Annotated in this window: 9 protein-coding genes; 1 reads left to right on the forward strand and 8 read right to left on the reverse strand. The window is 38.7% G+C overall.

All coding sequences use genetic code 11. The features are described 5' to 3' along the window. Positions 1 to 7 precede the first annotated feature (7 nt). From ACN1CD_RS20210 to ACN1CD_RS20230, 5 genes are all read right to left on the reverse strand, one after another. Positions 8 to 3,139 carry a SusC/RagA family TonB-linked outer membrane protein gene (locus ACN1CD_RS20210; RefSeq protein WP_419132220.1) on the reverse strand — a complete coding sequence of 1,044 codons (3,132 nt, stop codon included), beginning with the start codon at positions 3,137 to 3,139 and terminating at the stop codon, positions 8 to 10. Between the two features lie 169 nt (positions 3,140 to 3,308). After that, positions 3,309 to 4,316, reverse strand: coding sequence for a glycoside hydrolase family 43 protein (locus ACN1CD_RS20215; protein WP_419132221.1), 1,008 nt, complete (start codon positions 4,314 to 4,316; stop codon positions 3,309 to 3,311). Between the two features lie 1,261 nt (positions 4,317 to 5,577). Beyond that, entirely contained in the window at positions 5,578 to 6,471 is an 894-nt protein-coding gene (locus ACN1CD_RS20220) for a bestrophin family protein (protein ID WP_419132222.1), read from the reverse strand. A gap of 229 nt (positions 6,472 to 6,700) precedes the next feature. Next, positions 6,701 to 7,066: a response regulator gene (locus tag ACN1CD_RS20225; RefSeq protein WP_419132223.1), complete on the reverse strand. Its 366-nt coding sequence runs from the start codon at positions 7,064 to 7,066 to the stop codon at positions 6,701 to 6,703. A 9-nt stretch (positions 7,067 to 7,075) separates the two neighbouring features. Next, positions 7,076 to 8,620, reverse strand: a complete 1,545-nt coding sequence (locus tag ACN1CD_RS20230) for a PAS domain-containing sensor histidine kinase (RefSeq protein ID WP_419132224.1) — start codon at positions 8,618 to 8,620, stop codon at positions 7,076 to 7,078. Positions 8,621 to 8,988: 368 nt separating this feature from the next. On the opposite strand from ACN1CD_RS20230, the gene ACN1CD_RS20235 reads away from it, so the two are divergent. Beyond that, positions 8,989 to 9,174: a CsbD family protein gene (locus tag ACN1CD_RS20235; protein WP_419132225.1), complete on the forward strand. Its 186-nt coding sequence runs from the start codon at positions 8,989 to 8,991 to the stop codon at positions 9,172 to 9,174. 196 nt (positions 9,175 to 9,370) lie between these two features. Here the strand turns inward: ACN1CD_RS20235 and ACN1CD_RS20240 are convergent, their stop codons facing one another. The 3 genes from ACN1CD_RS20240 to ACN1CD_RS20250 form a co-directional block, all read right to left on the reverse strand. Continuing rightward, positions 9,371 to 9,514, reverse strand: a complete 144-nt coding sequence (locus ACN1CD_RS20240) for a DUF2256 domain-containing protein (protein ID WP_419132226.1) — start codon at positions 9,512 to 9,514, stop codon at positions 9,371 to 9,373. A 617-nt stretch (positions 9,515 to 10,131) separates the two neighbouring features. Then, complete coding sequence (locus tag ACN1CD_RS20245) at positions 10,132 to 11,031, reverse strand: glycerophosphodiester phosphodiesterase family protein (protein WP_419132227.1); 900 nt, start codon at positions 11,029 to 11,031, stop codon at positions 10,132 to 10,134. An 18-nt stretch (positions 11,032 to 11,049) separates the two neighbouring features. Next, positions 11,050 to 12,459, reverse strand: coding sequence for a RagB/SusD family nutrient uptake outer membrane protein (locus ACN1CD_RS20250; RefSeq protein WP_419132228.1), 1,410 nt, complete (start codon positions 12,457 to 12,459; stop codon positions 11,050 to 11,052). Between the last annotated feature and the right edge of the window lie 22 nt (positions 12,460 to 12,481).

Here is a 12,481-nt window from a genome sequence, read left to right on the forward strand (position 1 = left end):
AAAAATCTTAAAGTGTAACGTTAAAACCGAAATTAAATAATCGCTGTTGCGGATAAACAATTCCGTTAGTTGAAGAAATTTCACCATCAATTTCGAATTTTCTTAAATTATCAAAAGAGATCAGGTTGGTTCCATTGGCGTATACAAATACATTTTTGAAACCTGCCTTCTCGATCCAGCTTTTTGGCAACGAATAACCTAATAATAAGTTCTTTAAGCGGAGATAAGTTACGTTGGTGATCCAGAAATCGTTGCGGTAAGAGAAATTGGAAAGTCCCGGATTATCTTTACGTAAAGCCGGATAAGTTCCTGGAATCCATTCACTTTTTGGATTAAACGGATCGGCACGGTGCCAGCGATCATTTAGCATATACGCCGGTGAGTTTCCGTTATTCTGGAATGGAATCTGCAACTCATACTCACGTTGAAAAGTTTGCATACTTGCGCCCGCAAAATCGAACTGTAAGGTAATGCCTTTCCAGATCACACTTCCATTAATACCCACATTTAAATAAGGCAGGCCACCCTGAGCATAACCAATCGGGCGTTGATCCATGCCATTGATAATGCCATCACCATTGGTATCTTCAAACTTAAGATCTCCTGGCAAGAGGGTGCGATTTCCCTGTCCATCATTATTGATTGGGTAGTTATCTATCTCATCCTGTGATTGAAAACGGCCGATCACATGGTGGCCAAAATTTACATCCGCCCAGCGGTCTACACCAGAATTGCGGTACTCATCCCACGAATTACCAAAACGTGGTTTGTAATAATCGAGGGTACGTAAGCGTGATAATGTAGCATTTACACCGATGGAATATTCAACCTCCTTAGTTTTGCTCCGATAAGTTACAATTCCTTCCATCCCACGATTAGCGTCAGAATTCAGGTTATCATCTGGCAAGGAATACCCAACTTCACTTGGCAGGAGAATATCATATCTTGGTGCAGGTAACCCGGTTCTTTTACGCTCGAAGAAATCGAATGAACCTATTAATTTATTATTGAAGAGGGCAAAATCTACACCAATATTTTTAGAGATACTGGTAATCCATGATAAATTGGTAATGGGTAAACCTCTTGGTGAAACTCCGGTAACGAGTGAACCATTAAAAACCGCACCACCATTGGCATAATCATATCCCTGCAAATAACTGAATGGCGCAACTAATGGCTGACTGGTATCACCATACGGTTGGCGATCTGTACCGGTTTGCCCATAAGAAACGCGAAGTTTCAGGTTATCTACAAATTTGATGTTGCGAAAAAAGTTTTCTTTTGAAACGATCCAGCCTGCAGATACACCAGGGAAAAAGCCGAACCGGTTATCTTTTCTAAATAAAAAGGAGCCATCATACCGGCCTAATGCTTCTAAAAGATATTTTTGTTTGTAATTGTAATTTACCCGGCCAATGTAACCTGCCCTGGCAGAAACACCATAAGTATTCCCTAAAAAAGTCTGATCAGCAAAATAGATTAATGGCACCGTATTGTTGGGTGGGTTGCTGATCATTTCTACATAATCATCAGTTGAATCATAGCGCTCGTAAGCGGCTACCACATCGAATGCGTGATCACCAAAGCTTTTAGCGTAGTTTAACTGAAACTGCCCGAAATTTTCTGCAATCTCTCTTCTTTCTTTTCTTCTGAATGGATTTTGATTTCCACCATTAATATTATAGGTATTCGTAGCCGGATCATAAGTATAAGCATTATAAGTATACTCAAAGTTTTCCCCTACGTAAGTGGTGTAATTGTAAGAGTAGGTAGCCTTCGCAACCAAACCAAAGGGAAAGCTATATTGAGCATAAAAGTTAGACTTTAAAGCTCGCCAATCATTATCGGCATAGCCAGAAATGTCTTCTTCATAAGTTGCCGGGTTTACATTAATATTGTGCGTGGCATTGATATAATTTGGATTATCATTTGCATACGGGCGTTCAGTTGGCCAGTTAGTATACAAACTGAGCAGTGGGTTGAAATAGTCATCATAACCTGGTACGCCAGACTGATGACGACGTTCCAATCTACCTGCAATCTGGGTTCCGATTTTTAATCCTTTTGTTAAACCCGCATCTAAATTCGCCTGAATATTGGTACGGTTAAAACTAAAATCTTTAATTACGGCTTCCTGATTCAGGTGCGTAGCAGAAATAAAGAAATTGGTATTGTTAGATCCACCTGATGCATTGGCAGAAAGGTATCGCTGAGGAACGTTTGGTCTAACAATAAAATCATAATAATCAAAACTCTGAAAACCTGGTTCTGTACCTGCTTTCCATTTACTCAGTAACTCCGGAGTCCAGATGGTTGTTCTGTTTAAATTCTGATCAGACTCGGCTAATGCCCTTACGTAATCACCAGCATTGGCTGGCTTTGGCATGCGGGTGAAATTCTGAAGTCCGTAGTAAGATGATACATTTATAGCCGTTGGCTGATTTGAACGGCCTTTTTTTGTGGTTACCAAGACCACGCCGTTCGCGGCGCGTAAACCATATATAGCAGCTGATGCATCTTTCAGGATGGAAATACTTTCAATATCGTTTTGCCCGAGGTTATTAAACTGCCCGGCATCTGATGGTACACCATCGATAACATACAGCGGCTCGCCCATGTTCCTGATCTGCAAGCCTGTAGCACCCCCCGGACGGGCATCTGTCTGGCGGGTATTTACGCCCTGAATTTTCCCGACAAGTGCGCCTGAAGTGGTAATAGCAGGCGTACGCATCAGTGCGTCAGATTTGATATCACTCACGGCTCCGGTAATTGTAGACCTTTTTTGGGCGCCATAACCCACTACCACCACTTGCTCCAGTGAATTTTCTTGTGCAATTAAAGAAACATTAATAGATGTGCGTTGACCGACCACAATCTCCTGTGTGTTAAAGCTGATGTAGGAAAATACGAGGGTAGTTTGTGGATTTGGTACATTAATGGTATAGTTTCCACTGGGATCAGTTTTCACTCCGTTAGTGGTACCTTTTACAAGGATATTCACGTCTGGCATTCCTACACCCTTTTCATCCAGTACTTTTCCTTTTACAGAAATCTGGGCGAACGCAGCAAACGAAATAAACGTCAGTACGACGGTTAAAATCGTTTTAAAAAACGTCCTTTCATAGATAAAGACTTTCATAAGATAAGATTTATTGGTTTATATTGGTTAATTCAAAATGATGAATACGAACTATTGTTAACCAGTGCTAGACACTGATTGACATAACGTTACTCGTAAGCAATACATCATACAAAGAACTGATGAAGGCTTCAAAAAAGACCAAGTAGTTACTTTAGTCAGTATTTGGTTACTTTGCTTTTCCCCATAACCCTTCAGAAGTCATCTGAATACGTTTCATTGTACCATCTTTATTATAGTATAAACGATCTATGCACACCGATCGCCTGAAACTGCCGCCGCCTGTTTCTACCCCTCCATTATGGTAAACAAAATACCAATTGCCTTTAAATTGTACAATTGCGTGATGATTGGTATTGCTGTTGCCAGCAAGTTCATTTAAAATCCCTTTATATTCCCATGGGCCGTTAATATTATTGCTCATGGCATATGCAGTTTTCTCCGGGAATCCTGTAGCAAAAGATAAATAGTATGACTTGCCTCTTTTGTGAACCCAAGGTGCTTCTGTAAACTTCGGCAAGGTAACAGGCATGATCTCACCTTCGGTTTCAATCATATTTTCTTTAAGCTTGATGTAATAACATTGGGTATTTCCCCAGAATAGATAAGCTTGTCCATCATCATCTATAAAAACTGTAGGATCTATATCGTCCCAGCTGATGTTTGTCCATTTGGTGGTCATCTCATTGGTGATGAGCGCCGTTCCTTTCGCATCTTTAAACGGACCAACAGGGCCATCTGCAACCGCTACTCCTATTGCTTTTCCTTTTTTTCCATTTTCATTTTTGTGTTCTGTGGAAACATAGAAATAGTATTTACCATTGCGGGCAATTACCTGCGATGCCCAGGAGGTTTGCCCAACAGACCAGCTAAAATCTTTATTTCGAAGTGGAATAGGATGTTCTGTCCAATTGGTAAGATCTTTAGAAGAAAAAACAAGCCAGTTTGGCATCTCGTAGCCTTTCCCTTCTCCGGTATCCTGACCTGAATAAATATAAAAGGTATCTCCAACTACTAAAGCTGCAGGATCAGCTGTATATTTATGTTTAAATAATGGGTTTCCTGAAGTCTGGAAAGTAGTTGGACCAGTTTCTGGATTTTTACTATCCACAGATTGTGCCTGAGCACATTCAAAAACAAAAAATTGAATTGCGATCAACAAGAACGTTAATTTCATAGCAGTATATTTGGTTAGCCCTTTTTGAAAAACCATTAAAATCAAGTTTTATTACAGGATTTTAAGTGGCGATCTCTCATAGGAGAATCAAATATAATGATTAAATTTATAAACGTCCAAATAACGTTTTTTATTTTTATAATCTAAGAAACTATCTAAATTTCATGAGTGAAGATCAACTTGCGAAGTTTTGGTGGCCTTTGTTCTGGGAAATACTCTCATCCAGTGGTTGGTGGCTCACCAACCACTTTCAACATTGTTCGCTATCAATGAAACCATAGTGTGGTGGCTCACCAACCATTTTGTATTTTGTGGCGATAGCATAGTGCTGATTGCTAGGCGCGAAGAATGTTTTTTCTTGTGCCCCTTTCTCTCCCGGAGAAAGGGGCCGCTAGGCGAATAGAGGCCGTCTTTTTCCGCTGCGCTGGCTTGCCTCGGCTAGCCGCCGAATGGCTTTCTTCTTTTCCTTAATGAAAAGAAGCAAAAATCAAGGCTTGGATCTGATGTCGAATTAGCTCGTCGAAATTTGATTGGCGGTAGCGCAAGGGCTCGATTTGTTTTTAATAAAGATTTTATTTTAAGAGCCGTTCGCGCTACCTTGGGTTTGAAGTATTTGAATGTGGGTACAAAAATTTCAACGGCTTCTCCTTCCATCATCTCCTATGCCGGATAGCAGGGTGGCGATTGTTGGGAGGAAATAGTAGGATTGTCATCCAGAGCGCAGCGAAGGATCCCTGCGTTTCTATACAACACCTTCGTTTAGCACCGAACCCTTTTTCGCATTTGCATGAATGGTAGGTTAAAGCGATCGTTATCCTGAACTTGATTCTGGACCTAAAGAAAACCGTCATTATAGGGTCTTCATCAGCTGAAGCATTCTTCATTGAAGAATCTTCAAAATAGATTGCTTCGTCGTACCTCCTCGCAATGACGAATTTACTATTAGATTCGTGCTCCAGAATAATGCAAAGGTAGGTCCCGCAGATCTAAATGATTACCGCAGATTTTTGCCGCTCGCTTCTGCGGAAATCTTCTTAATCTGCGGGAAAATTATTTAAGCGAGCAGGGCGGCAATAGCAATGTGCTAATCCCTAGGTGCAAAAAATGATTTTGTCTTGCGCCCTTTCCATCCCGGGAAAAGGGGCTGCCAGGCGGATAGGGGCTTTCTTACGAGTCCTTCGACAGGTTCAGTATAACATTTTTATGATTTATGATAAAGCCCAATAAGAATGGTATTTATAAATTTCGAAATAACAAATAGTTAAAGCGCATAATAACTTTGAGGCGCCAACGGTTCAGGCACATCTTTTTCCTCAAGCAACTGTTTAATGTTGATTTCGATAGTGGTAGCGATGGTTGTCACGGCCGTATCTGTAGGTTTATTATTAAAAGGCTCTTGTAAATGAGTAGCCGATTTTTCCAACAAAAAGAATGCTGAAGATATAACCAATAATAACGGAATTTCGAAAAAACTATCAATGTTTCTTAATGCAATGGAAAGCGTAACCACAAATATATAGATGAAAAAATGTAAAAACAGGCGATATGTTTTAGGGAAGACTGTACTCTTAATTCGTTCTGCCATGCCCATCCAGTTAGAAAAATTAACCAGCGTATTATTGATTTGTACATGACTGAATAATTCCAATGCGCCTTTTTCCCTAAGTTTTGCAATTTGAAGTGTATTTAACTGCAGTAAGGCCAATGGCTTATTACTATGTTTTTTAATGCTGGCTAGATCTGCTTCACCAATATATTTATCGAGGTTTTCTACAGGATCATTTCCCCTTAAACTTTGGCCTAAACTGAAACACCAGGCAATTTGCCGATAGGCTATTTCTTTAATTTCATCTTTATTACCGGCAGATAAAAAAGATTGTAATTGCAAGACTAAACTTCTACTATCATTTACAATACTCCCCCAAATTTTCCGGGCTTCCCACCACCTGTCGTAAGATTGGTTAATTTTAAAAGATAGGATAACAGAAATTGCCGTACCGATAAATGTTGGGATGGCGATGGGCATTTCCGGAATCAAATTTCTATATTCTCCGGTAAGGTAATTTACCATCAGGCCGATGATCAGTACATATAGTACTTCGAATTTTATTTTCTTTAAAATGTAATTAGCTGGAATAGTTTTATTTAGCAGCATATTTAGTTATAGATATTAATTTCAAAAATATTGTGTAGCATCAGCTTCTTTATACTGATGATTTACTTATCGTCATTCCAATAAAAACTATGCCACAAAGCTTGGGTAACACTTTCTCTCTTCATTACCATCTTATTTTGGATGAATGTTCTAAAACTTACATCCTTCATTTTTATGACTTAAAAAGATTTTCCACTGTCAAGCAGCTGGATTTTTGGCATTGTGAGTTTTAATTAATTAAACGGTCAACCATACTCATTAACTCTTCAAAATCAAAGGGTTTTGAGATATAGCCCGTAGCGCCAGCTTTGGAAGCAATCTGCTGCCCTTCTCTACTGGCAGAAATAATAATAACAGGAAGATCTTCGGTTACAGGGTTTTTACGGAGCATTTTCAGCACCTGATCTCCTGATAACACTGGCATCCACAAATCAAGCAACACCAGATCTGGAGATTGACTTTCCACTAAGCCTTTCACATTTAAGCTATTTTGCTCTGCAATTATGGTATATGGAGAATCTTCGAATACCATTGCCAGCATATCTAAAATTCCCTCGTCGTCATCACATATTAAAATTTTCTTAGTATCATTCATTATGCTGCTCTAATTAGTGGTATTAATTGGTAAAGTGAAGCTAAAAGTAGATCCTTTACCTTTCTCGCTTTTTACCCATAAGGTACCATTATGGTTCTTAATGATTTGCTCACAAATGTATAGTCCGATGCCCATTCCTGGGAAACGCTGTTGAATTTCTCCTGCACGATAAAAGCGTTCAAAGATCTTTTTCTGATCTTCAGGACTAATTCCCATACCTTCGTCGGTTACAGATACCTTCACAAATTCGCTCACTTTGGAAATATGAACACGTACCTTTTCGGCTTCAGGTGCATATTTTATAGCGTTAGATAAAAGGTTGTTTAGCACTTGTATAATATGAGATTCATCTGCTGAAACTGAAATCCCGGAGCTCCCGGTAATCTGGATCTGGTGGTTACTTGAGGCAGATTGTATGGCATCTACGGTTTCTTTCACCATTACATCAAAATCAAAAGGCAATTTATGCAACTCGATATTACCAGTCTGGATTCTGGATACATCAAGCAATTCGGCAATCAGGTTGTTGAGGCGATCCAGATACTGAGCTGTTTTACCTAACATATTTTCAAATCTTTCGCCTGCATTTTCCGGAATCATCCTTTCCATAGCCTGCACATAACCCTTAATTGTGGTGAGCGGGGTTTTAAGTTCGTGGCTCGCAATGGAAAGGAAATCATCTTTTCTCCGTTCGATTTCTCTTTTCTCGGTGATGTCTTCTATCGCCAGCAAAATCTGATCTTTAAACTGACCTTCAAGCTCTATCCGGTAGGCATTAAGCAACATCAGCTTTCTCCCGATATGTGGAAAATCATGTTCTACTTCAAAATCCTCAACGGGGTTATTTGTTGGAAGAATATCGACGAGCAACTCTCTAAGTTTCGGAATATCCCATTGGTGATTACCCAATTTATATAGATTGGTCCCAACGGTTTCTTCTGAAGTCACCTTAAATGTTTTAATAAAGTGATCATTTGCACTGACTACGCAGAAGTCAGGGTCTAAAACAAGAAGGCTTTCACGAACGGTTTGAATGATACTGGAAAGAAAAAGTTCGCTTTCCCGAAGGTTCCGGGTGCGTTCTGCAATCTGCTTTTCCATAGTTTCCTGTTGTTGTCTCAAATCTTGCTCTGCTTTCTTTCGCTGGGTAACATCCTGCTGAACACCAATAAAATGAGTGACGTTATTATTTTCATCAAGAACCGGTGAAATAAGAAGCTCATTCCAGAAAAGATCACCGTTTTTACGGTAATTGCGGATTTCTACCCTACAGCCTTCCCCCTGCGAAACGGCTTCACGAATCATCGCTCTTTCCTTTTGTGAGCGATCATCTTGTTGCAGGAACCTACAGTTATGTCCAATAATTTCGGATCTGGAGTATCCACTAATTTCCTCGAAAGCACTGTTACAATAAATAATTGGATTGTCTGGCTCCCGGTTGTCGGTAATGATAATACCGGATACGGAGGCGTCTATTGCTCTTTTAAGCAATTCTAAATCTTGGCGAATGTTATTATTTGAGAAAGAAGATTTCTCTTTATCGAGTATATTCATTTGTCTTTTTAGTCTTTCCTATCAATTTATTCTAAATGGTTTTCCGTTCTATAATCGACTAACTCATTCATTGATTTACAAATGTCATGCCTTTTCAAAAATGAAAAAATGCAGACGAATTGATAGATAGATTAACTAAAAAAACATTATTTAGTTTTTAAAGAGCAAAAAACCAGGTGATAATTTTAAACCTGATGGGTTGAATAAAATATTTTATGCCTGGAACATCTTAAAAAATGAATTTGAATTTTCCAATATATGCCTATGTTGAAAATGATTTTAGAGCAAAATGGAGTAGGCTTTTTTAACACGATTGAAAAACATTAGATAGTGCAACGTGTTAATTAAACAACATAACTCATATACATATGGACAAGCTAGAATTAAAAGGAGCCTGGAATGAGCTCAAAGGAAAAGTAAAACAAGCTTATGGCGACCTTACTGATGATGATTTGAAACATGAAGAAGGTAAAGATGACGAGCTTTACGGAAGAATACAACAAAAAACCGGAAAAACCCGCGATGAGGTAATTACATGGTTAAAATCATTGTAAATAAATAAATAAATAAAGCGCCACAATCAGTTAAGTCTGATTGTGGCGCTTTTCTTTTGTTCTGATCATCTGGCATCCGACAATTAGCATATTTAAGATTCTTATATTGGCATATAGCAACGCTACAAGAGCTAATCTACTTTATAAAAGAGATGTTCTGCTCTTAATATCGATTGCCTAGCAAAGGCTAATTTAATTATTTTCTTTTTGTGCTTGCGCATTTCTTACTGCAGTAAATAACATTATCCCAGTTTCTTTCCCATTTTTTTCTCCAATTGAAGGAGAGTTCGCAAACCGGACAAACTTTACTCGGTAAGTTTTCTTTTTTTACTCCCTTCATGGTTTATTTCTATTTGATAATCATTCACTTTTGGAGATTGAAGTTAATAATTCAGTTCGGCATCTTTTTAAGAATTGTTTTCAGACACTGAAAGCTTTCGATAAGACGTACGGTAGCGGGCATTATTAAAGCAAAATATTTGGAAATAAAAAAACCCTGCATAACTGCAAGGTTTTTCTATCATCGGATATCCATCCAGATATCTGATGATAGAAAATGTATTAAATCAGTTTTAATACATTCCATTGTTAATCTAAATCGTCCCGTTGATTTAATTCTAACGGGTTCGAAATATCAATTATGATGCCCGAGACGAGTTGCAAATCATTAAGGGTAATATTACCTGAAGAAATCACCTACTATATACATGCGTTTGAGTAGTTCCAGGAATACAAAACTAAAACTCAAAATACTGTATTGAAGTGTAAATAGCTGAAAACGCTTCATTTACTCATTATCACCTCATTTCAAACCTTAAGCAGGTAAAACATTATTTAATTTGATCCATCTATGATTACATTTTTTTCAAAAACTTAATGTTTCGTATCAAATAGGCTACAATATGAGGCGTACGTTTGATTCGATAGTTCCACTACATCAAATGAATCTTGCTTCTTTTAAAGGTGCAGTTTTTTATCTTTTAAGTATTCTATCAACTCTTTTGGCCGATCTGTCTGGATCATATTCGCCTTTTGGTTTACTAACCAACCCCAGGTTTCATCTTTTCTATTTTCTTCCACTGCACGGTCATCATCATGACCTCCATTTTGTTCCGGCCATAAACTATTAATCCAAAGGCCATAATTTGACCTGAATTCTCCAAGATGTTTCAAAATGGCTAAAGTATCAGTATTAAAATTTGCCTGTAACACCGTACGCTTATGCAGTTTATAGCTGTTTATAATTTGTAAAGCATCAGGCCTTTTCATATCAACAATAGGCATAATGGTAATATCATCATCAATTTTGCCTTGCTCCTGTTCAATTGTGGTAAGCGGAGTACTGTTTTTTACATTCACTATGGCTTGCCCAATCATTCCGGCTTCCCTGAGTTCCTTAATCACTTGTGGGTAATAATCATAACCTTTATCTACATCAATGATAATGTGATCTTTTGCAATGCTAAGGATTTCTTTAAAAGTGGGTACCTGATGTTTAGTAGGATGCCCTGAACCAGAACGAAGAAAGAATTTTTGAATTTCTGCCAGGGTGTAATCAGAAACATCACCCTTACCCGTAGTCGTGCGGTCGATATCGCGATCATGCATAATCACCAGATATCCGTCTTTTGTCTTTTTTAAATCCAATTCCATGATGTCCACTCCCATTGCGATGCAGTTTTTGAGTGCTTGAATAGAATTTTCTGGTGTATTACGCCAGTCGCCACGGTGCGCTGTCACCAATACCGTTTTACTTTTAGGATTAAATACCTGGTTAAGACTCAACTCAGGTTTAGATTGCGCAAATCCGCTCAGGCAGATCAGCATGAACGACAGCTGCAGAATAACTTTTCTCATTTTAATATTTATTTAAGATTATGGATTTTGTTTAATAGATGGGTCTGTATCGATTTGATCTTGTGGAATGGGTTGCAACAGATCGCGGGAAGCAATTCTGGTTGTTATATTTTGCGAAGCAAACCACGCATTCATCACCGTAATAGCCGTATTTGTTCGCAATAAGTCGAACCAGCGGTCTCCTTCCCCGATCAACTCTAATCTTCTTTCCAGCATAATGGCTGCCCTTAATTCCGTTTGGCCTTGTTGGGTAAAATCTGCCAAACCAGCCCTTCTCCGTACCAGGTTGAGGAAGTTTTTTGCATTTTCCTGATTGCCTAACTCATTTTCAGACTCGGCAAGCATCAGTAGTACATCTGCGTAACGTAACACCACGAAATTACTTCCACCATCAACAGGAGTGGTTGTTGATGCTTTCAACTTTGTTGAAAAAGGCGTACCAGCGGTAGTAACCCCGACATAAGCATTTTTGCGTTTATCGCCAGCATTATAGAGCTGATAAAAACTTTTCGTCGGTAGATTATGTCCTTTAGCGCCACTAATACTACCGGAAGGGCTAAACTGCTGATAGGCTGAACTTCCTTCGCTATTGCCATTTAAGCCGGAAGCGAATTGAACAGCAAAAATAATTTCGCTATTGTTCTTGTTGTTTAATGAAAAAATATCTGCCGGATCATTTAATAACTGGTGTTTTCCAGAAGCCACCACATCGGTCAGTACCCTTTTACTCTCGCTAAACTTACCTAAGGTGAGGTATACTTTCCCGAGAAGAGACTGGGCAGCCGTTTTGATGGCTTTTCCCTGCGTACTGGTATTTACCGGTAATTCCTGGATGGCATTGGTTAAATCTGTAGTAATCTGGGCATATACCAAATCTTTGCTCGTGCGTCCTTGTCCAAAAAACTCATTTGGATTGCTGGTTTCTTTGGTAACCAATGGAACATCACCGAAAACCCTTACCAAATTAAAATAAAGAAGCGCACGGATGAAGTGCATTTCTCCTTTTCTGGCTTGCTTATTTGCAGAAACTGTATAAGCAATTCCATCAACCCTGTTTAAAACCGTATTGGCACGTTGAATACCCTGATATGAATTTTTCCAAAAATCTGAAAGCATACCATTAGAAGCAACGGTGGTAAATTGATCCAGCTGACCGTACATTCCACCATCGTTTGCCGGTACTTCATCAAATGTGTTATCTGAAGGAATTTCGCCGATAGCAGGCAAATAAAGCCCATAAAGTCCGTTCGATTGTAAAGTACCATATACGGCATTGATATACTCTTCCACTTCAGTTTCTGTGTTTAAAAAATTACCAAGAGATTTTGAGGTGATGGGCTGTTGATTCAATTCTTTGGTACAGGAAGCAATAGCCAGAAGACAAAGCAGGCTTCCGGTATACCCTATTTTATTGATGATCTTTTTCATTTGATTGATATTGGAATACATT

This window comes from Pedobacter sp. N23S346 (genome assembly GCF_048515415.1).
Lineage (GTDB): Bacteria > Bacteroidota > Bacteroidia > Sphingobacteriales > Sphingobacteriaceae > Pedobacter.